Genomic DNA, 20,877 nt, shown 5'->3' on the forward strand with positions numbered 1-20,877 from the left:
GGCGATCAGGTCTCCAGGACGTCGGCGACGGGCCGCCGCGGCGTCGCGGTGAGCGGCGCGGCGGTGTGCGACATCCAGCCGACCCGGACCATGGCCTGCGGATAGGCACAGTCGTGCAGCAGGCTCGCCCGGATCTCCTGGCGCGGGTCGCTCATGCCGAGCGGTTCGGTTTGCAGGCTGGTGGCCAGGCCGAGGTCGGTCGCGGCGAGCAGCAAGGCGCTGGTGGCCTCACCGGCGCGCAGCTGCGCCTGCCGATCATCGCGCAAGGTGGCCACGACCAGCCAGACGGCGGCATCGGGCTGGTTCGCCGGGTCGCTCAGCGTGGCATCGGTGAAGGTGCGGACCGGAATCTCACCGGCGGGGCGGGGCGGCGGCGCATTCCGGCCGGGCACGCCGTCGATGCTGCGCTCCCCACCGCTCCACCGAGCGATTTCGGCCTGATAGCCGCGGTCGACGGCATGCGAGGCGGCGGCGCGGCGCATGGGCCGGGCCAGCCGTGGCAACCACGGTTCGGGGACCTGCCGGACCGCCGCGCCACAATTCGCGGCCCGCTGGGTGAGCGCGCGGATCACCCTGGCCGGAACCGGGCGGTGCAGGTAATGGCGCCGGTCGGTCTGCCGCATCAGGATCGCCGCGGCGAGTTCGATATCGGAGTCGCTCGGCGGCCGGCGGGTGATGGCGATGCGGGCGAGATGGTCCGGGTGGTGCGGGTCCGGTCCGCGCTCGACGCTGGTCGCCCACCCCAGCGCCGCGAACGCCACGCGCAGGTGATGGAGCACCACGCCACAGCTGACGACCAGCGCGCGCTGATGCGGATCGGTGACGCCGAGTCCGCGGCTCGTATCGGCGAACAGGTCGATCCCGCGCCGGCCGATCCGCCACCGCCACGGCTGCTTGTTGTGGATCGATGGCGCGCGGACCGCCAGGTTGAGCGCGATATCGGCGGTCTGGCGATCGAGGCTCGAGCAGGGCATCGGTGCGTATCCTTCCGGCCGCGAGCGTCCGGCGCGGCCGATGTCGTCGGTTCCGCGGCCCGAGGGTAGGCCGTTTTCGCAGTTCACGACGTCGCCGGGACGAGCGCCGCCCGGTCACACGAGGGATGCGGACACCGCGGAGCATTCGCAACCAGTGGCGAAAGGGGCAGTGGCCGAACGGTTGTGGATGTACCCGGACGCATACCGGCATTCAGATTATGACATCGCTCATAGAACGGTTTCGAGCTGCCCGAGCCCGCCGTCCCTACCGGGCACCAGCGATCTCACACGTCGAGCACATGCGGCAACCCCGCCCGGAAACGATCCGCATCCAGTTGCTTGGCGGCCTCGAAGACGGGCAGGCTGACCAGCGGGTGGATGACCGCCCGCGGCGCGGAGTCGCCTGCGGCGTCCAGGATGGCGTTGGCGGCGGCGCGACCGGCCTCGTTGGCGCCTTCCATGGTGGCCAGGTCGATATTGGTGCGCACGTGGTCGCCGCCGAAGAACAGATTCGGGATAGCGCAGTGGGCGTCGGGCCGGTGCTGGTACGAGCCGACAGTGTTGACCAGCAGCGGCGTCTCGTTATGGGTGGTACCGCCGGACCAGCTGATGCCCGGATCGAGATGCCAGGAGTGGATGGCGTCGGCATGCAGCCAACCGGTGCCGGTATTGAGCCACTGCTCGAGCTGCGCCCACACCTCGGCCGCGATCTCGTCTTTAGTGCACTGTTTGGCGGTTTTGCCGTAGAGGATGCCGGGAGTGTCCCAGTCGGAGACGTCGACGGACAGGCATTCGACCGTGCGGCCGTCACCGTAGCGCTGGGCGAAATCGCCGACCCACATCGGCGCCTGCCGCAGCGCGGTGATGGCCCACGGCGAGCCGAGCGCGGCGATATGGCCCTCCGGGATCTCGGTGGGCCGGGTCAGGTAGTACTGGATCCCGACCATCCAGTCGGTCACCAGTTCGGCCATCCCCGCCAGCCGCGGGTCGGCGGCCAGGATCGCCGGATTCAGCAGCGGCACCGTACGCTCCACCGGCATCGCGCACACGAACCAATCCGCCTCCACCCGTGACGCGGCGCCCCCGGAATCGACGACCGTCGCCCCGGTGATGCGCCCACCCTGAAGATCGAGTGCGGTCGCCCGCTGACCCATCACGAAACGCACACCGCGCCCCCGCAGATACGCGACCCACGGATCGATCCACGCCTCATTGGTCGGACGGTTGAGAATGCGGTCGATACCCGCCGCGTACTGCGGAATCAGCCCGGTGCCCGCCAGCACCAGCGCCTCACCGATCGTGCCGATGGTGCGCGCCGAACTCATATGCGGTTTGGCGGCCACGGTGATCCGGGTCAGCGCCGAGACCAGGTAGTCGCGGTAGGCCTGCGATTTCCCGTCCGCCCGCAGGATCTGTTCCCAGGTCAGGTATTCCCACTGCCCGAACCGCCGTTCGGTGCAGGAGGTGAACCACATCGTCATCTGTTTGGCGAAGAACGCCAGCTCGGCGGGCGGCAGCTCGGGGATGAAGCCGAACGCGGTGATGAGGGTGTTCTGCAACAGTTCCGGGGTGAGCTGCCCGATGGCCGCCGGTTCGACCGGCAGGAAAACCGGTGGCCTGCCCCGGAATCCGGCGACGGTGCCTTCGACTCGCACCAGGTTGCCCGCCACGCCGTCGGGGTTGCCGGGAAAAGGGATGCGGCGCATGGTGTCCGGCAGGTTCTGATAACAGCCGGGGAAGAATCGGAAGCCGTGCTCGCCCGGCAGATCCAGCCGTCCGCCGGTGGCGGTGCCCGGCACGCCGAGGCTGCGGGCCTTGCCGCCGAGATAGGCCGGTTCGTACACCGTCACCGTGTAGCCGCGCTCGATCAACTCGTGCGCAGCCGACAACCCGGCGACCCCGCCGCCGAGAATCGCGACCGTGCGACTGCCGCGCGCACCGGGGGAGCGGCGCACGGGGGCCGCGCCGGCGCTACCGGCACCGAGCGATAGAGCAGCCCCCGCTCCCGCGACGACGGCGCCGCGCAACACATCGCGGCGGGTCCAGGCTGCGGCCGTATTCGATTGCGATTCAGACATCTTCGTCTCCAGCGCGGGAAGGGTGAACTACGGGTGAAGGTGGCAGGGGGAACGCGGAAGGGTGGCGATGGGCGCGCAGCGCGGTACGAGCCTCGTGCCAGTCGGCGGCGGCATCCCGCAGTTCACGGGTCACATCGGCCAAGACCGCGCCGGCGGCGGTCGGGGCGTGCCGCAGCGCCCCCGCGGCCAGCCCGACGGCGCGGCGCGGAGTGAAGACCGCGCCGGGTTCGGTGGTGCGGGAGAAGATGCCGGTCACCGCGGCGGCCAGAGACGGATCGTGCGTCGCGGTGCGATAGAGCTCGATCTCCAAGGGGTGCATGTCTTCCGCGCGCGCGAGCCGATTGGTCCACTGATAGATCGGCAGGCATTCGCGCAGCCGCCGATCGGCCCAGTGCGCCAGCGCCACGTCGAGCGCCTTCGGATGTTCGAGCAGCGGGGCCGCGGCCTCGGCGAGCAACCTGCCGTAGCGCAGGGCGTCGCGAATGCCCTGCGCGGTGACCGGATCCTTGAAATGGCCCGCGTCCCCGGCCAATGCCCAGCCGGGTCCGCTCGAGCGGCGGAAGTAGGAGGCGATACCTGTCGCGGCACGAACCCGGCCGACCCGCTCGCACTCGCGCAGGCGCTCGGTGAGGCCGGGGATCCGGGCGATCGCCTCGGTGTAGCGCTGTTCGGCGCGACCCGGGCCGAGGGCGGATTCCGCGCTGACGGGCGGCTGGACCAGCGACAGGACGAGCCCGTCATCGCAGGGAAAAGCGGTGCCCAGATCGCGCCCCGCCCGCCACTGAGCGGCGATGTGACGCCACGACGGACTGCCGTCGCGCCAGTACGCGTAATAGCATTCGCGCCCACTCGGCGCGTGCAGGAACGGCTCGATCGCCCCGCACAGCCGCGCCACCGTGCTACGCCTGCCGTCGGCGCCGACCACCAGCGGCGCCCGCAGTTCGACGACGACGTCCGCGCGATCGCGATACCGCACGCCGGCGCAGCGATCGCCTGCCCACACCAACTCCACCACGCGACACCGTTCGCGCACCTGCGCACCCGCGGTGCGCGCGGCACCGACGAGCACCGCGTCCAACCCGGTGCGGCGCACACACATCGCGTAGTCGACGCCGCCGGCCGGCGCGAATTCCGAGGGCACCCGATACCCGGCACCGGCCGCGAAGGCCGAGGTCAACCGCGGCGCGCCGAGTTCTTCGACCTGCTCGAGCACACCGAGCGCTTGCAGTTCGGCCAGACCGCCCGGCCACAGCAGATGCGTCGAAAGCGTGTCGGACGGGAACTGCGCGCTGTCGAGCACGATCACCCGCCGCCCGGCCCTGGCCATGGTGACGGCGACGGCGGAGCCCGCGCAGCGCGCGCCCACGACGATGACGTCGGCGTATTCGACCGCCGTACTGGGGGAATCGGCCATTCTCACGCCTCGGTCATCGCGTCTCGGACACTGTGTCCGATCGATGGTGAACCGCCGCCGCCGCGCTGTCAACGGTTCCCGGCGCGTCGACCGGATATCCGCTGCCCGGGGCACAATGGCCGCATGGAGCCCTCCGAGCGAACGAGCAGCGGATGCCCTCGCTGACGCGCGTCCCCCGCGGCGCCCGCAAACCGACCGACGACCGTCGCGCCGAATTCGAACGGCGCGTCCTAGCCGCCGTCGAAGACCTGCTCGCCGACGGCACGCCCTACACCGAACTGGCCGTGCAGAAGATCGCCGCCGCCTCGCACTCGGCGAGATCGACCTTCTACCGCTACTTTCCGGACAAGAGCCGGCTGTTGATCCGGATGGCGGACCTGGCCACCACCGACCTGTTCGATGCCGCCGAACACTGGTGGACCGCCGACCACACCGACGGCGTCGACGGTGTGGTGCAAGCGATCCGGAGCATGATCGCCGGTTTCCGCAAGCACCGCTACCTGCTGCTGGCCCTGACCGAGGTCTCTTCCTACGACCGGGATGTGGGCGCGTACTGGCGTTCCCGGGTGGCCACCTTCGCCGCCATGGTCCGCGCGCGCCTCGACACCGACCGCGCCGCCGGAAAGATCGACCAGAGCATCGACCCCGCGGCGACCGCGCTGGTGCTGACCTCCATGGTGGAACGCTCGATCGCGGTCGCGTTCTCCGCCGACACCTGCATCTCCGACGACGTGCTCGCCGACACGCTCGGACGCGCGATCTGGCTCGTCGTCTACGGCGACGCGCCGGGCGCCACGCCGTGACGCGCCGCCAGTTCGTGTGTCTTCCCTCCGATGCCGAAGGCGTGCTGTTCAATTGATGCGGTCAGCGTGTTTCCAGCGACGAGCGCACTAGGAGACGACATGGCACGGCCCCCGATGAACGTCGGGCACCGGGCGGACTGCATCGTCAGCCGCAGATGATTTCGCGGCGTCGCGGTCGGTCGTTTCTGCACAGCGCCGCGATGCCCCGAGTCGTGATACGGAAATCTCCAGCATCACTCAGCATCCGAAAAGGAGCACGAACGTGAGCATGATTCTCGTTGCGCTGCACGACAGCTACGGCGCGGTGGTAGCACAGATCGGCAACCCCACTCCGGAAGCACCGCCGTTGGCGGACAAGATCATGCAGATGACCCGGTACCTGACCTGGTTCGTTCTGCTGTCCGGCGTCGCCGCGATCACCTACGGCGGCGGCCGATTCGCCTGGGAGAAGTGGAGCGGCGGCGGCCTGCAATCACCGAAGATGGTGGCGGGCGCCATGGCCGGTGGCGTGGTCGCCACCAGCGCGGGCACCATCATGAACGCGGTCATCGGCGCCTGAGGCCGGCCTGTGCCGGTATGCGGGCGGCCACGCCCGCGTAGCCGTCCGCATACCGCGCACACCACGGACCGGCGCATCGCGACCCCATTGTGGCCGAAACGTAATCTAGGTCGGCTGTTTCGGACGCAGCGAAACACCGCAGGCATGGTCTGCTGAGACGGTGACGTCAGTCCCCACTGAAACGCACATTCCGGCGCGAGCTAGCGCCGTCACCCCACGCGGTCCCTGCCCCTGAACGGACGTTGCGGCGAAACCCGTAGAGCGGACGAGAGGCAGACCACGTGGCGTCGAATGATCTCACCGGTGGCTCGATCGAAGACCTGCTGGTGCGTAGCGGACGATTCTTCACACCGGGCGACATCTCCCCGGACCGTCGCACCGTCACCCGGGAGGGCGGCCGCGAAGGCGACGTCTTCTACCGTGACCGCTGGAGTCACGACAAGGTCGTGCGCTCCACCCACGGCGTCAACTGCACCGGTTCCTGTTCGTGGAAGATCTACGTCAAAGACGACATCATCACCTGGGAAACCCAGGAAACCGACTATCCCTCGGTCGGGCCCGACCGCCCCGAATACGAACCCCGTGGCTGCCCGCGCGGCGCCGCGTTCTCCTGGTACACCTACTCACCCACCCGCGTGCGCTACCCGTACGTCCGGGGCGTGCTGCTCGACCTCTACCGCGCCGCCAAGGCCGAACACGGCGACCCGGTGACGGCCTGGGCGGCGATCCAGGCCGACCCCGCGTTGCGGCGGCGCTACCAGCAGGTGCGTGGCAAGGGCGGCCTGGTGCGGGTGAGCTGGGACGAGGCCACCGAGATCGTCGCCGCCGCGCACGTGCACACCATCAAGACCTACGGTCCGGACCGGATCGCCGGATTTTCGCCGATCCCGGCCATGTCGATGGTGTCATTCGCGGCGGGTTCGCGGTTCGTCGAACTGCTCGGCGGGGTGATGACCTCCTTCTACGACTGGTACGCCGACCTGCCGGTCGCCTCCCCGCAGGTGTTCGGCGACCAGACCGATGTCCCGGAATCCGGGGACTGGTGGGATGCGGCGTATCTGATGGTGTGGGGCTCCAACGTGCCCGTCACCCGCACGCCGGACGCGCATTGGATGGCGGAGGTGCGCTACCGCGGCACCAAGGTGGTCAGCGTCAGTCCCGATTACGCCGACAACACCAAGTTCGCCGATGAGTGGATGCCGTGCGCGGCGGGCACCGACGGTGCGATGGCCATGGCGATGGGGCATGTCATCGCCACCGAGTACTTCGTGCGCCGCCGGGAGCCGTTCTTCGTCGATTACGTCCGCCGGTACACCGATCTGCCGTTCCTGATCAAGCTCGAGGAGCGCGACGGCCGGCTGGTGCCCGGCAAGAACCTGACCGCCGCCGACCTGGGGGAGAGCTCGGAAAACGCGGCGTTCAAGCCGGTCTTGCTGGACGGCGCCACCGGCGAACCCGCCGTGCCACCCGGTTCGCTGGGCTTCCGGTTCGGCGCCGAAGGTGTCGGCAAATGGAATCTCGACCTCGGCGATCTGGTCCCGGCGCTGACGGTCGTGTCTCGTGACGGCGGGACGGCCGTCATCACGCTGCCGCGCTTCGACAGCCTCGACGGCCGCGGCAGCACCATCGAACGCGGCGTCCCGGTCCGCACCGTGGCCGGGCATCGGGTCTGCACGGTTTTCGATCTGCTGCTCGCCCAATACGGTGTGGCGCGTAAGGGCCTGCCGGGTCGCTGGCCCAGCGGCTACGACGATGCGGATTCGCCGTGCACGCCGGCCTGGCAGGAGCAGATCACCGGTGTCTGCGCCGCTCAGGTGATCCGGATCGCGCGCGAATTCGCCGACAACGCCATCGAGTCCGGTGGCCGGTCGATGATCATCATGGGTGCGGGCATCTGCCAGTGGTTCCACGGCGACGCCACCTACCGGGCGATCTTGAGCCTGTTGCTGTTGACCGGCTCGATGGGGCGCAATGGCGGCGGCTGGGCCCATTACGTCGGGCAGGAGAAATGCCGTCCGGTGACGGGCTGGGCGACCGTGGCGATGGGCACCGACTGGCATCGCCCGCCGCGCCAGATGGCGGGCACCTCGTACTGGTACGTGCACACCGACCAGTGGCGCTACGACGGCTACCGCGCCGACGCCCTGGCCGCACCGACCGCGCGGGGCCGCTTCCGCGACAAGCACACCATGGATGTGCTGGCCTCGGCGGCCGCGATGGGCTGGACCCCGTTCTACCCCCAGTTCGACCGGTCCACCTTGGCATTGGCCGACGAGGCGCGCGAGGCGGGCGCCGATCCGGTGACGTATGTGACCGAGAAACTGGCCGACGGCGAGCTGAAGTTCGCCCTGGCCGATCCGGATGCCCCGCAGAACTGGCCCCGGGTACTGAGCGTCTGGCGGGCCAACCTGCTCGGATCCTCCAGCAAGGGCAATGAGTACTTCCTGCGGCATCTGCTCGGGACGACGTCGAACGTGCAGGCCGAGGAGGCCGGTCCGGAACTGCGGCCCGCCGAGGTGGTCTGGCGGGAGCAGGCGCCCGAGGGCAAGCTCGATCTGCTGATGTCGATCGATTTCCGGATGACCTCCACCACGATGCTGTCGGATGTGGTGTTGCCCGCCGCCACCTGGTACGAGAAATCGGATCTGTCCAGCACCGATATGCACCCCTACATCCACGCCTTCACCCCGGCCATCGACCCGCCGTGGGAGGCCCGCTCCGATTTCGACGCCTTCGCCACCATCGCCCGCCGGTTCTCGGTCATGGCCGAGAAGCATCTGGGTAAGCGCACCGATCTCGTCCTCGGCACCTTGCAGCACGATACGCCCGGTGCGATGGCCTATCCCGGTGGCGTGGAAAAGGATTGGCGCACCACGCGGGTGGCGCCGGTGCCCGGGGCGACCATGGGTCCGCTGGTCGCGGTCGAGCGCGACTATCCGGCATTGGCCCAGAAGTGGTCGGCGCTCGGTCCGCTGGTGGAATCGGCGGGCCTGACCACCAAAGGCATTACCGTGCACCCGGATCAGGAGGTCGACGAACTCGCCCGCAGACACGGAGTGATGAATAGCGGTGTGGCGGCTGGTCGCCCGGCGTTGGACAGTGCGGAGAAGATGGCCGAGACGATCCTCGCGTTATCCGGCACCTCCAACGGCCGCCTCGCCGTCGAAGGGTTCCGTGAACTGGAGAAACGCACCGGTCGCCGGCTGGCGCATCTGGCCGAGGGCAGTGAGGAACGCCGGATCACCTTCGCCGACACCCAGGCCCGCCCGGTCCCGGTGATCACCAGCCCGGAGTGGTCGGGCAGCGAGACCGGCGGGCGGCGCTACGCCCCGTTCACGGTGAATATCGAAGAGCTCAAACCGTTTCACACGCTCACCGGCCGCATGCACTTCTACCTCGATCACGACTGGATCGAGGAACTGGGCGAGCAGTTGCCGATCTACCGGCCGCCGCTGGATATGGCGCTGCTGTTCCAGGAACCGCGGCTGGGGACCGGCCGCGACGGCATCGGCCTCACTGTGCGCTACCTGACCCCGCATTCCAAATGGTCGATCCACTCCGAATATCAGGACAACCTGCTGATGCTGTCGCTGTCGCGGGGCGGGCCGACGATGTGGATGAGCCCGGCCGACGCGGCGAAGATCGAGGTGGCCGACAACGACTGGGTGGAGGCGGTCAACCGCAACGGGGTGCTGGTGTGCCGCGCGATCGTCTCGCATCGGATGCCCGAGGGCGTCGTCTATGTCCACCACGCCCAGGAACGCACCATCGACGTGCCGCTCACCGAGACCACCGGCAACCGCGGCGGCATTCACAATTCGCTGACCCGGCTGCTGATCAAACCGACCCATCTGGCCGGCGGTTACGCCCAGACCTCGTTCGCCTTCAACTATCTGGGCCCGACCGGCAATCAACGCGACGAGGTGACCGTGGTGCGGCGCCGCAGCCAGGAGGTGAGGTACTGATGAAGGTGATGGCGCAGCTGGCGATGGTGATGAACCTCGACAAATGCATCGGCTGCCATACCTGCTCGGTGACCTGCAAGCAGGCATGGACCAACCGCGCGGGCATCGAGTACGTGTGGTTCAACAACGTGGAAACCCGTCCCGGACAAGGCTATCCACGCACCTACGAAGATCAGCAACGCTGGCGCGGCGGCTGGGTGCTCGACCGCAAGGGCCGGCTGCGCCTGCGCGACGGCGGCCGGCTCGCCAAGCTCGGCCGCATCTTCTCCAACCCGAAGATGCCTGCCATGGACGACTACTACGAGCCGTGGACCTACGACTACGACAACCTCACCAACGCACCGCTCGGTGACCAGATGCCGGTGGCGCCGCCGCGTAGCCTGCTCACCGGCAAACCGATGAAGGTGGGCTGGTCGGCGAACTGGGACGACGACCTCGGCGGTTCACCGGAAATCGTTCCGGGCGATCCGGTCCTGGCGCAGGTCAGCGAGAAGATCCGGCTGGAGCTGGAACAGACGTTCATGTTCTATCTGCCCCGCATCTGCGAACACTGCCTCAACCCGGCCTGTGTGGCGTCGTGCCCGTCGGGGGCGATGTACAAGCGCACCGAGGACGGCATCGTGCTGGTGGATCAAGACAAATGCCGGGGCTGGCGGATGTGTGTGTCCGGATGTCCGTACAAGAAGGTGTATTTCAACCACAAGACCGGCAAGGCCGAGAAATGCACGTTCTGTTATCCGCGTGTGGAGGTCGGCATTCCCACGGTGTGCGCGGAAACCTGCGTCGGCAGGCTGCGGTATATCGGCCTGGTTCTCTACGACGTGGACAAGGTGCTGGCCGCCGCGTCGGTCACCGATGAGCGCGACCTGTATGAGGCCCAGCTCGGTACGCTGCTCGACCCCAGCGACCCCGCGGTCGTCGCCGGTGCACGCGCCCAAGGTATTCCGGACAGCTGGATCGAGGCCGCGCGCCGCTCACCGGTGTACGCGCTGATCGCCCAGTACCGGGTGGCGTTGCCGCTGCATCCGGAATACCGCACCCTGCCGATGGTCTGGTACGTGCCGCCGCTGTCGCCGGTGGTGGATGCGGTGAGCCGCGACGGCCACGACGGCGAGGACGCGGGCAATCTATTCGGTGCGCTGGAAGCGCTGCGCATCCCCATCGAGTACCTGGCAGGCCTGTTCACCGCCGGTGATACCGAGGTGGTCGCGACCGTGCTGCGCAAACTGGCCGCGATGCGGTCGTATATGCGCGACATCAACCTCGGCCGCGAGCCGCAAGGCCATATTCCCGCGGCGGTCGGGATGAGCGAAGAGCAGATCTACGAGATGTACCGGCTGCTCGCGTTGGCGAAATACGAAGACCGGTATGTGATTCCGTCGGCCTATGCTGAGGAGGGGCATCGGCTCGAGGAAGCGGTGAGCGAATGCGCGCTGGACTTCGACGGCGGGCCCGGCATGTACGGCGAAGGGCCGTTCGGCGAATCCAGCGGTGCACCGGTACCGGTCGCAGTGGAAACCTTTCACGCGCTGCGGCAGCGGCAGACCAGCGAAGCGTTCGGTGCGACGGCGAGTAATCCGTCCCGGGTCAATCTGCTCAACTGGGACGGCAACGGTGTCCCGGAGGGGATGTTCCCGGCCGGCAACAATGGTCATCGCGGGGCGGACCGATGAGGTGGGGACGCCGGTCCGGCGGCGACACGGTCACCCATCGGCTGGTCTGGCAGTCGGCCTCGCTACTGCTGGCCTACCCGGACGACGCCCAGCCCGCGCGCCTGCACACCGTCGAGGCGCTGTGCGGCCGACTCGATGACGAGCGGGCCGAACCGCTGCGCGCCACCGTCGCGCACCTGCGCCGGACCCCGGTGTCCGAGGCCGCCCAACACTACGTCGATACCTTCGACCTGCACCGGAGCACCACCCTGCTGCTGACCTACTGGACCGATGGCGACACCCGCAACCGCGGGACCGCCATGCTCGCGTTCACGCAGGCCTACAAAGCCGCCGGAGCGACCCGGCCGCGTGGGGAGGCGCCCGATCATCTGGCGGTCGTGCTCGAATTCGCCGCCACCGTCGACCCGGATGCCGGCGGACGGTTGCTCGCGACGCACCGCCCGGCGATCGACGCCGTCCAGACCGCGCTGGCCGAACGGGGTTCGCCCTATGCCGGCGTCCTCGGGGCGGTGGCCCGGACCCTGCCCGCCGCGAGCGATCAGGACGTGCGCCGCGCCCGCGAGCTGGTGGCGGCCGGTCCACCCGCCGAACAGGTCGGCCTGCAACCGTTCACGTTGGCCGTGCCGCCGCGCCGCAGCGCGCCAGGACGAGGAGGTCGCTGACCATGTCGGCCGGAGAGATCTTCTGGGACGTCATTCCCTATGTGACCCTGGCGATTCTGGCGGTGGGGACCTGGTGGCGCTACCGCTACGACAAATTCGGCTGGACCACCCGCTCCTCCCAGCTGTACGAGAGCAGGCTGCTGCGGATCGGCAGCCCGCTGTTCCATTTCGGCATCCTGGTGGTGATCGTCGGCCACATCATCGGCCTGGTGATCCCGGAATCGTGGACCGACGCCATCGGTATGAGCCAACACCTCTACCACGTACAGGCGTTGACGCTGGGCACCATCGCCGGCATCGCCACGCTGACCGGCGCGGCGCTGCTGGTCTATCGCCGTCGCTCCACCGGCCCCGTCTTCACCGCGACCACCTGGAACGACAAGCTGATGTATGTCGTGCTGATCGCGGCGATCGTGGCGGGCCTGGCGACGACGCTGATGGGGTCGGGCGTCGTCGGTGAGGAACACAACTACCGCGAGACCGTCTCGCCGTGGTTCCGCTCGATCTGGATCCTGCAACCGCGCGGCGACCTGATGGCGCAGGCGCCGCTGTCGTTCCACATCCACGTGCTCATCGCATTGACCTTGTTCGCGCTGTGGCCGTTCACCCGTCTGGTGCACGCGTTCAGCGCGCCCGTGGCCTACCTGTTCCGGCCCTACATCGTCTACCGCAGTCGCGGCCATGCCCGTCCGGGCGAGCTGGTGGGGTCGCGGCCACAGCGCCGTGGCTGGTGAGCCTGCCGGGGCGAGCCGAACACAGTCTGCTTCGCCCCGGTTGCGGCTCACCCGGTGAGGGCGCGGCGGGCATAGGCGCGGACATCGGCGTCGGGGTCGTCGACGGCCTGTTTCAACGCGATCCGGGACGCTTCGAGGTCCGCCCAGGTCGACAGGGTCAAGACCGCCGCCTTGCGCACGTCCAGATGGGGATCCGACAGTGCCTCCGTCAACGCCGGCACCGCGACGTCCGGATCGGCGCCGGCCAGTCCTCGCGCTGCGCCGAGCCGCACCTGCCACGCCGAATGACGCAGCGCTGTCCCGAGTTCGGCGGTCGTGTCGGCATCGGTACCCAGCGCGGCGAAGCCGGCCAGGGCCGCCGCCTGCACCAACGGGTCGCGGTCGGCCGCTAGTCCGCGGATCGCCTCGACACCGGTGCCGATCGTGGCCAGTCCCTGGGCGACCGCGATGCGCACCTCGCGGTTCGGGTCGGCGGCCAGGGCGGCCACGGCGGGGCCGTCGTCGAGGGAGACCAGCGCGCGCACCGCTTCGATCCGGACCCGGTGATCGGGGTCGCCCAGCGCCGTCGCGAACTGTGCGGCGGTTCCGGCGCGCAAGGCTCGCAGCAGGTCGACAACCGTCGCGCGGACCACCGGGTCGGGGGAGTGCAGCCGCTGCGCGAGTCCGTCGGCCGAGGGCAAGACCTCGACCAGTTCGCGGAGCCCGGCGGCCGCCGCGGCGCGCACCGAGGCAGATTCGTCGTCCATGGCGGCGACCAGGGCCCCGGCGAACCCATCCGGGGTGTGCTCGGTGAGTACCGACAGCGCCGCCACCCGCACCACCGGATCGGGGTCGGCGAGGTACTCCGACAGCTGCGCCAGCGACGGCGCGTCCAATCCGAGCAAGGTGACCAGGCGCGGTGACGGCGGCGCGGCCGGCTCGCGATCGAACGCCGGGGCCGTCTGCGCGGCCGGGGCGCGACGGGCGATCAGTTCCGGCTGCTCGACCAGTTCGACTCCGGCATCCGCCGACGGCAGATCGTCCAATCCCGGCACCGGCACCAGATACGGCGCCACCGGCCGCTTGAGGAATTCCATCTCGCCGTCGGCGTTCTTGCGCAGGTTCAGGTGATACCGCCAGCCCACATCGTCGCGTTCGGGCAGGTCGGCGCGCTCGTGATAGAGCCCCCACCGCGATTCGGTGCGGGTCAGCGAGCTGCGCGCCGCCATTTCCGCGCAATCGCGGATGAACGACACCTCCACCGAACGCATCAACTCATGCGGGGTGCGCGCGCCCATCTCGGCGATCTCACCGCGCATCCGCTCGAAGGTCTCCACCGCGATCGACAGCTTCGCCGCGGTCTTGGGTGGCGCCACGTAATCGTTGACGAAGCGGCGCAGCTTGTATTCGACCTGCGGTTGCGGTGGCCCGTCCGGATGCCGCAGCGGTCGGTAGATCAGCTCGTGGGCGTCGGCCAGCTGATCCTGCGGCAGCTGCTGCGGCGCCGCCACGTCGGCGAGCGTGGACGCCGCGTGCGCACCGGCCAGATCGCCGAAGACGAAGGCGCCGATCATGTAGTTGTGCGGTACGCAGGCCAGGTCACCGGCCGCGTACAAGCCGGGCACGGTGGTGCGCGCATTCTCGTCCACCCACACGCCGGACGCAGAATGGCCGCTGCACAAGCCGATTTCGGAGATGTGCATCTCGATATCGTGGGTGCGGTAGTCGTGGCCGCGGTTGGCGTGGAAGGTGCCGCGGGTCGGGCGTTCGGTGGTGTGCAGGATGCCTTCCAGCGTAGACAGCGTCTCCTGCGGCAGATGCGACACCTTCAGATAGATGGGCCCGCGCGCGGATTCGATCTCGCGTTTGACCTCCGACATCATCTGCCCGGACCAATAGTCGGAGTCGACGAACCGTTCGCCCTCGGCATTGACCTGGTACCCGCCGAACGGATTGGCGACATACGCGCACGCCGGCCCGTTGTAGTCCTTGATCAGCGGATTGATCTGGAAGCATTCGATCCCGCTGAGCTCGGCACCGGCGTGATAGGCCATCGAATAGCCGTCACCGGCGTTGGTCGGGTTTTCGTAGGTGCCGTACAGGTACCCGGACGCCGGTAGCCCCAGCCGCCCGCACGGGCCGGTCGCGAGGACGACCGCTTTCGCGCCGACCGCCACGAATTCGCCGGTGCGCGTGTGCAATGCCGCCGCGCCGACCGCCCGGCCGTCCGCGGTGAGCACCCGCACCGGCATCAACCGGTTCTCGATCCGGATCCGCTCACGCATCCTGCGCTGTCGCAGCACCCGGTACAGCGCCTTCTTGACGTCCTTGCCCTCGGGCATCGGCAGCACATACGACCCCGACCGATGCACCCGGCGCACCGCGTACTCGCCGTACTCGTCCTTTTCGAACTTCACCCCGTAGCGCTCGAGCCGCTGCACCATCGCGAAACCACGGGTGGCGGTCTGGTAGACGGTGCGCTGGTCGACGATGCCGTCGTTGGCGCGGGTGATCTCTGCGACGTAGTCCTCCGGTTCGGCCTTGCCCGGGATGACGGCGTTGTTGACCCCGTCCATCCCCATGGCCAGCGCACCGGAGTGCCGCACGTGCGCCTTCTCCAGCAGCAGCACATTCGCGCCCTGCTCGGCGGCGGTGAGCGCGGCCATCGTGCCCGCCGTGCCACCGCCGATGACCAGCACATCGCAGTCCCAGCGGACGATATCGGCGAGATCCGGCGGGGCGAGCAGGGTCGGAGCGGTCACGTGAGGGCCTCCACCCGAATCAATCCTGGAACGCCGTCTGCGCGCCGGTTGCCGTGTGATGCTCGTGCCCGTCGCAGTGTCGGAGGTGCGCTCCGTGACGTCCACTCGCTGCGGGGCGGCGGTAGCCGCCCCTGTTACTGCGCCGGATTCGCCGATGGGCTCGGGTGCGGTGCCCGCGCCTCGCCCGTCGATCTCCGTACCGGCTGCGCGAGAACCAGTGCCTGACAGTGTCATGGGCGCACCTCCGCGACGGCTTGGTCGTAGCTCACCGGCTGGGCGGCGGGGTGGGCGTGACGGTAGCGTTGCGCGGCGGCCGCAGTGGTGAAGGGCAGGAAGGTGTTGCCATCGCGCAGCCAGACCGCCTTGTCGGCGAACCAGCGGGTGCCCAGTTCCGCATCGACGATGTACGCGGCTCGTACTGTGGCGCCTTGTGCGCGTGCGGCTTTCACCGCGCGCAGCAAGGCGGTCGGGTCGCCGGCGGGCTGGGTGGTGTTCTGGCCGTCGAGCCAGAGTTCGGTTCCCGAGCCGGTGGTCTGGTTGGTGGTGTCGGCGAGGGCGCTGTCGTAGTCACGGCCGCCGCGTGCGGCGAAGGCCGAGCGGATCAGGGTGTCGTCGACGAAGGCGTCGATATCGAGGTCGACGAAATCACCGATCGACTCGAGGTACCGCACATCGTCTTTGAACGCGCTGATCAGGCTCGGTTTGAGGGTGGTGTCGAACGAGGTGCCGCCGGGACCGTTGTAGAGATACACGACCTCCTGCGGCAGGCCCGATCCCTCGGCGACGAGGCGCGCCGCCTCCAGCGGTTCCCGCCACAGGAATTCGGTGGCATCGAGCTGGGCCTGCAGGAACGCGTCGACCACTTCGGGATGGGCGGCGGTGTAATCCTTGCGGGCGACCACACCGTGGAAGGTGGGCACGTTCAGTTCGGCGCCGTCGTAGAGCAGCTTCGCCTTGTTCTGGAACACCAGCAGTCCGGGCCAGGCCACGAACTGCGACAGCGCACTCACCTGTCCTGACTCCAGGGCCGAGGCGCCGACCTGCGGTTGCTGGTTGAGCACCTCCACACCACCGACGGGGTCGATACCGGCCCGGGTCAGCGCCTGCACCAGGGTGCCGTGCCCGGCCGAACCCACACTGGCCGACACCTTCTGGCCGGCAAGATCGCGCAACTCGTCGGCGGGCGAATCCGGCGCCACCACGACCATATTCAGCGCACCCTTGGGGTTGTATCCGGTGACGGAGATGAACTGGGTCCGTGATCGCTCATTGGCCTGGGTGCGAGACCCGTTGATCAGCAACGGATAATCGCCCATCGAACCGATATCGATCTTCTCCGCCACCATCTGCGCGGTGATCGGGGCGCCGGTGTCGTAGTCCTGCCATTCGACGTCGTATTTCGCACCGCCGCCGTCGGTGATCTTCTGTAACCGCTGTTCCAGATACCCCTGGGCGCGCAGCAGAGTGCCGGCGGTGACGGTGTTGATGGTCTTGGACTGATAGCCGACGACCACCTTGACGGTATCGCCGGAACCGGCCTCTTCCAGCGAGCATCCGGTCAGTGCCAGGACCGCCGCGGCTGCGACGACGACCAGGCGTTTCCACTGTTTCATGATCAGAACTACCTCAGGAGATACGGCATGTTGACGGTGACGGCGCCGGTGGGGCAGCGCGCGGAACAAGGGCCGCAGTACCAGCATTCGTCGACGGCCATGAAGGCTTTGCCGTTGTCGGGATTGATGGCCAGGGAGTCGAGCGGACAGATCTCGACGCACAGCGTGCAGCCCTGGATGCACAGCGATTCGTCGATGGTCACGGGGATATCGGTGCGCTGGTTCGCCAGTGCCATCTAGAGGACCTTCCATTCCGGGATGCTGCGGGACAGGCTGCCGCGCAGGGTGATTCGATCGCCGCGCAGGCGGATGTACTCGAGATCGACCGGGGTGCCGTCGTCGAGGCGGGTCAGTCGCTCGAGCATCAGCAAGGCCGAGCCGGGTGGGGTGTCGAGGGTGGCGGCGGTGTGCGGGTCGGCGCAGACGGCTTCGACCGCGAGATCGGCCGAACCCAAAGACTGCCCGCTGATCTGTTCCAGGAGCACGAAGATGTCGGTCCGCTCCAGGTCGTGCTCGAGCACCGCCGGGCCGACCTCGGGCGCCAGATAGGTCAGATCCAGGCTCAGCGGCAGATCCGCGAGAAAACGCAGGCGCTCGATGTAGACAACGCGCGTGCCCGGCTCCAGTGCCAGCCGGCGCGCCACGGCGGGAGGTGCGCTGATGCGGGTCGCGGTGCGCACCTCATTGCGGACCACACCGCGGCCTTCGAGCGTTTCCTGCAACCCCAGCAGCGTGTCCAGCCCGTGGTCGACCTTGCGCGCCGCCACCGTGGTGCCGACCCTGGGTGTGCGGGCGATGAGCCCCTCGTCTTGAAGTAGTGCCAGCGCCTCCCGCACGGTGTTGCGGGAGGCCTGATGTTCGGCGGCGAGGTCCTGCTCGCCGGGCAGCGTGTCGGCGAAGGCGCCGGTGTGGATCTGCTGGCGCAGGATGTCGGCGACCCGGCGCGCATGGTCGGCCCGCAGCCGCCGCACCGGGCTGTGCGTCTCCGTGTTTCTGTCGCTGACCTGCATGAACAGCGACGATAGTGGGAACTTCGGGCGGTCGATCCCGGCCGCGAATCGGGCCCGGGACCCGCGCGACTATTGCGCCGGTTCGGCGGGTGACCCGACCTGGGCAAACGCGCGCGCCGACCGCGATTGCGCCACCTGCGGCGGGCGGCGGGCGGTTGTGATCACGCCGATTCCAATGAATGCCGCGGTGCGTTGAGGCCGGTGCCGTCGGGGCTCAGGCCGAGCAGCGCGGCCTGCACCAGACGCAAACGGTCGACGTCGCCGCGCAGTCCGGTGACGTTGTCGCTGTAGAGGAAGGCCTCGGCGAGCCGGACCAGGGTGTAGGCCAGCAGCGAGCGCTCCAGCGGCGGACGGTAATCGTCCTGCTCCTCGGTGCGCGCGATGAGCGACTCCACCGCGGCCACCACCCGGGGCTGCACCGGCCCGTCGCCGGTGGTGAGGATGCGCAGCCCGGCGATGGGCTCGTTCTCGAAGTAGCGGCGGAACGGTTCGTTGCCCGCCATCCAGCGATTGACCCGGTACAGCACATCGAGGATGCGCTGCGCACCGGTGGCCCGGCGGCGGGCGTCCGCGCGCTCGATCAGGTTCTCGAACTCACCGGCCAGCACCGCGCCGAGCACGCCGTCGCGCGAGCCGAACCAGCGGTATACCGAGGCGCGGCTGAGCCGGAGTTTGGCCGCGATGGCCTGCACATCCACCCGCTCGCCGGCCAGGAACGCCACCCGCGCCAACTCCACGACCTCTTCCCGGGTCGCGGAGGCCGGGCGCCCCGGTGGGCGGGATACGGTAGGCTCGTCGCTGGTCACACCCAAATGATACATCCATGGCGATATGTATCTAATGGTGGTGTCAGAACCAGTCCTCCCGCATCTGCAGCGTGGTGGTGTCGCGGGCGGCCAGCAGGTCGAGTTGCGGTGCGGTACGGGGGAGTTCGAAGCGGAAGAAGTACCGGGCCGCATGGCGTTTACCGTCGTAGAAATCGCCCTCGCGGCCCTCTGCTGCCAGTAGCTGCTGCAACCAGATCCACGCCAGGGTGATGTGCCCGAACGCTTCCAGGTAGATCGAACTGTTGGCCAGCGCGGCTTCGATATCACCGTCGGCGAACAGGCCGGCGGTCACCTCGACCAGCCGCTGCCACGACGATTCCAGGCGGTCGGCCAGGTCGGCGGGTTCACCACCCTGCGCGCGGGCCTCGGCGATGGTCGCGCGGATACGTTCGTCGAGCGCGCGCAAGCTCGCCCCGCCCTGCTGGGTGACCTTGCGGCCGAGTAGGTCCAGGCCCTGAATGCCGTGTGTGCCTTCGTGAATCGGGTTGAGCCGGTTGTCCCGGTAGTGCTGTTCGACGTTGTATTCGCGAGTGTAGCCGTAACCGCCGAGCACCTGGATGGCCAGGCTGTTGGCCTCCAGGCACCACTGCGACGGCCAGCTCTTCGCGACGGGGGTGAGGATGTCCAGCAGCAGCGTCAGCGCGCGGCGTTCCTCCTCGGAGGCGGCGGTGCGGTGCTCGTCGACCAGCTTGGCGCAGTAGAGCACCAACGCGAGCGCGCCTTCGGCATAGGCCTTCTGCGCCAGCAGCATTCGCTTCACATCGGCGTGCTCGATGATCGGCCGCTGCGGCGTGGTGGGATCGGCTGCGCCCTTGGTCCGGCCCTGCGCGCGGGTGCGGGCGTAGTCGAGGGATTCGAGATAGCCGGTGTACCCGAGCGCGGTGGCGACCAGGCCGACGCCGATCCGCGCCTCGTTCATCATCGTGAACATGTAGGTGAGCCCGCGATGTTGCTCGCCGACCAGATAGCCGATCGCACCCGGCGCGCCGCCCGGCGTCCACTTGCCCTCGCCGAAGTTCAAGGCCGTATTGACGGTGCCGCGGTAGCCCATCTTGTGATTGAGCCCGGCCAGCGCCACGTCGTTGCGCTCACCGAGGGAACCGTCCTCGCCGACCAGGAACCGCGGCACCACGAACAGCGAGATCCCCTTGGTGCCCGCCGGCCCACCCGGAATCTTGGCCAGCACCAGGTGCACGATGTTCTCACCCAGCTCGTGGTCGCCGCCGGAGATCCACATCTTGGTGCCGAACAGCCGGTAGGTGCCGTCGGGCTGCGGCTCGGCGCGGGTGACGATATCGGCCAGCGACGACCCGGCCTGCGGCTCGGACAGGCACATGGTGCCGAAGAAGCGGCCCTCCACCATCGGGCGCACGAACCGGTCGATGTGCTCGCGACCATGGGTGAGCAGCAGGTTCGCATTCGCCATGGTGAGGAACGGATAGCCGGAGGTGCCGGGGTTGGCGGCCTGGAACCAGGCGAAACTGGCCTGGGCGACCGTCGCAGGCAACTGGGAACCACCCAGTTCGTAGTCCATCGCCGCGCCGGGCAGTCCGGCCTCTGCGAACGCGCGCAGCGCCGCACCCACCTCGGGAATGAGGGTGACCCGCTCGCCGTCGAAGATCGGCTCGTTGGCGTCGCCGAGCTTGTTGTGCGAGGCGAAGTACTTGGTCGCCAGCTGCTCGCTCAGGTCGAGGACGGCGTCGAAGGTCTCCCGCGAATGCTCGGCGTAGCGCTTGCGCTCGGTGAGGCGCTCGACGTCGAGCCATTCGTAGAGCAGGAAGTCGAGATCACGCCGGGACAGGAGAGTAGACCGCATCGAGCATC

At 68.7% G+C, this 20,877-nt stretch carries 15 protein-coding genes; 6 read left to right on the forward strand and 9 right to left on the reverse strand.

Features of this window, described 5'->3' with window-relative positions:
* Window positions 1-5: 5 nt before the first annotated feature.
* From NOCYR_RS12555 to NOCYR_RS12565, 3 genes are all read right to left on the reverse strand, one after another.
* Window positions 6-974 carry an Acg family FMN-binding oxidoreductase gene (locus NOCYR_RS12555; RefSeq protein ID WP_014350747.1) on the reverse strand — a complete coding sequence of 323 codons (969 nt, stop codon included), beginning with the start codon at window positions 972-974 and terminating at the stop codon, window positions 6-8.
* A 284-nt stretch (window positions 975-1,258) separates the two neighbouring features.
* Entirely contained in the window at window positions 1,259-3,052 is a 1,794-nt protein-coding gene (locus NOCYR_RS12560; RefSeq protein ID WP_048833307.1) for a hydroxysqualene dehydroxylase, read from the reverse strand.
* On the reverse strand, window positions 3,045-4,466 hold the full coding sequence (locus NOCYR_RS12565; RefSeq protein ID WP_014350749.1) for an NAD(P)/FAD-dependent oxidoreductase: 1,422 nt from the start codon (window positions 4,464-4,466) through the stop codon (window positions 3,045-3,047). Before NOCYR_RS12565 ends, NOCYR_RS12560 begins: the two co-directional genes overlap by 8 nt.
* A gap of 152 nt (window positions 4,467-4,618) precedes the next feature.
* Between NOCYR_RS12565 and NOCYR_RS12570 the strand changes: the two genes are divergently transcribed.
* From NOCYR_RS12570 to narI, 6 genes are all read left to right on the forward strand, one after another.
* Window positions 4,619-5,269: a TetR/AcrR family transcriptional regulator gene (locus tag NOCYR_RS12570; protein ID WP_014350750.1), complete on the forward strand. Its 651-nt coding sequence runs from the start codon at window positions 4,619-4,621 to the stop codon at window positions 5,267-5,269.
* Between the two features lie 268 nt (window positions 5,270-5,537).
* Window positions 5,538-5,828: a hypothetical protein gene (locus tag NOCYR_RS12575; RefSeq protein ID WP_171048237.1), complete on the forward strand. Its 291-nt coding sequence runs from the start codon at window positions 5,538-5,540 to the stop codon at window positions 5,826-5,828.
* A gap of 281 nt (window positions 5,829-6,109) precedes the next feature.
* Window positions 6,110-9,793: a nitrate reductase subunit alpha gene (locus NOCYR_RS12580; RefSeq protein WP_014350752.1), complete on the forward strand. Its 3,684-nt coding sequence runs from the start codon at window positions 6,110-6,112 to the stop codon at window positions 9,791-9,793.
* Entirely contained in the window at window positions 9,793-11,466 is a 1,674-nt protein-coding gene (narH, locus tag NOCYR_RS12585) for a nitrate reductase subunit beta (protein ID WP_014350753.1), read from the forward strand. Before NOCYR_RS12580 ends, narH begins: the two co-directional genes overlap by 1 nt.
* Window positions 11,463-12,128, forward strand: coding sequence for a nitrate reductase molybdenum cofactor assembly chaperone (narJ, locus tag NOCYR_RS12590; protein ID WP_014350754.1), 666 nt, complete (start codon window positions 11,463-11,465; stop codon window positions 12,126-12,128). The genes narH and narJ overlap by 4 nt, the downstream gene beginning before the upstream one ends.
* 2 nt (window positions 12,129-12,130) lie before the next feature.
* Window positions 12,131-12,862, forward strand: a complete 732-nt coding sequence (narI, locus tag NOCYR_RS12595) for a respiratory nitrate reductase subunit gamma (RefSeq protein WP_014350755.1) — start codon at window positions 12,131-12,133, stop codon at window positions 12,860-12,862.
* A gap of 47 nt (window positions 12,863-12,909) precedes the next feature.
* Here narI and NOCYR_RS12600 read toward each other — a convergent pair whose 3' ends face one another.
* From NOCYR_RS12600 to NOCYR_RS12625, 6 genes are all read right to left on the reverse strand, one after another.
* A complete protein-coding gene (locus NOCYR_RS12600) occupies window positions 12,910-15,603 on the reverse strand; it encodes a fumarate reductase/succinate dehydrogenase flavoprotein subunit (protein ID WP_014350756.1) in 2,694 nt (897 codons plus the stop codon).
* A gap of 230 nt (window positions 15,604-15,833) precedes the next feature.
* A complete protein-coding gene (locus NOCYR_RS12605) occupies window positions 15,834-17,216 on the reverse strand; it encodes an ABC transporter substrate-binding protein (RefSeq protein ID WP_014350757.1) in 1,383 nt (460 codons plus the stop codon).
* Between the two features lie 8 nt (window positions 17,217-17,224).
* Window positions 17,225-17,452, reverse strand: a complete 228-nt coding sequence (locus NOCYR_RS12610; RefSeq protein ID WP_014350758.1) for a 4Fe-4S dicluster domain-containing protein — start codon at window positions 17,450-17,452, stop codon at window positions 17,225-17,227.
* Window positions 17,453-18,226 (reverse strand): GntR family transcriptional regulator, encoded by a 774-nt coding sequence (locus tag NOCYR_RS12615; RefSeq protein ID WP_048833308.1) that lies wholly within the window; start codon window positions 18,224-18,226, stop codon window positions 17,453-17,455. It lies immediately after the preceding gene.
* A 161-nt stretch (window positions 18,227-18,387) separates the two neighbouring features.
* A complete protein-coding gene (locus NOCYR_RS12620; RefSeq protein WP_231856069.1) occupies window positions 18,388-19,032 on the reverse strand; it encodes a QsdR family transcriptional regulator in 645 nt (214 codons plus the stop codon).
* Between the two features lie 43 nt (window positions 19,033-19,075).
* Window positions 19,076-20,869 (reverse strand): acyl-CoA dehydrogenase, encoded by a 1,794-nt coding sequence (locus tag NOCYR_RS12625; RefSeq protein ID WP_014350761.1) that lies wholly within the window; start codon window positions 20,867-20,869, stop codon window positions 19,076-19,078.
* Window positions 20,870-20,877 lie beyond the last annotated feature (8 nt).

It is taken from the genome of Nocardia cyriacigeorgica GUH-2, from assembly GCF_000284035.1.
Classification (GTDB): Bacteria; Actinomycetota; Actinomycetes; order Mycobacteriales; family Mycobacteriaceae; genus Nocardia; species Nocardia cyriacigeorgica_B.

Excerpts from the sequence above, each read along its gene's own strand:
- NOCYR_RS12555 (WP_014350747.1), bottom strand. The coding sequence starts at position 974 with ATGCCCTGCTCGAGCCTCGATCGCCAGACCGCCGATATCGCGCTCAAC.
- NOCYR_RS12560 (WP_048833307.1), bottom strand. The coding sequence starts at position 3,052 with ATGTCTGAATCGCAATCGAATACGGCCGCAGCCTGGACCCGCCGCGAT.
- NOCYR_RS12565 (WP_014350749.1), bottom strand. The coding sequence starts at position 4,466 with ATGGCCGATTCCCCCAGTACGGCGGTCGAATACGCCGACGTCATCGTC.
- NOCYR_RS12570 (WP_014350750.1), top strand. The coding sequence starts at position 4,619 with ATGCCCTCGCTGACGCGCGTCCCCCGCGGCGCCCGCAAACCGACCGAC.
- NOCYR_RS12575 (WP_171048237.1), top strand. The coding sequence starts at position 5,538 with ATGATTCTCGTTGCGCTGCACGACAGCTACGGCGCGGTGGTAGCACAG.
- narH (WP_014350753.1), top strand. The coding sequence starts at position 9,793 with ATGAAGGTGATGGCGCAGCTGGCGATGGTGATGAACCTCGACAAATGC.
- narJ (WP_014350754.1), top strand. The coding sequence starts at position 11,463 with ATGAGGTGGGGACGCCGGTCCGGCGGCGACACGGTCACCCATCGGCTG.
- narI (WP_014350755.1), top strand. The coding sequence starts at position 12,131 with ATGTCGGCCGGAGAGATCTTCTGGGACGTCATTCCCTATGTGACCCTG.
- NOCYR_RS12605 (WP_014350757.1), bottom strand. The coding sequence starts at position 17,216 with ATGAAACAGTGGAAACGCCTGGTCGTCGTCGCAGCCGCGGCGGTCCTG.
- NOCYR_RS12610 (WP_014350758.1), bottom strand. The coding sequence starts at position 17,452 with ATGGCACTGGCGAACCAGCGCACCGATATCCCCGTGACCATCGACGAA.
- NOCYR_RS12615 (WP_048833308.1), bottom strand. The coding sequence starts at position 18,226 with ATGCAGGTCAGCGACAGAAACACGGAGACGCACAGCCCGGTGCGGCGG.
- NOCYR_RS12625 (WP_014350761.1), bottom strand. The coding sequence starts at position 20,869 with ATGCGGTCTACTCTCCTGTCCCGGCGTGATCTCGACTTCCTGCTCTAC.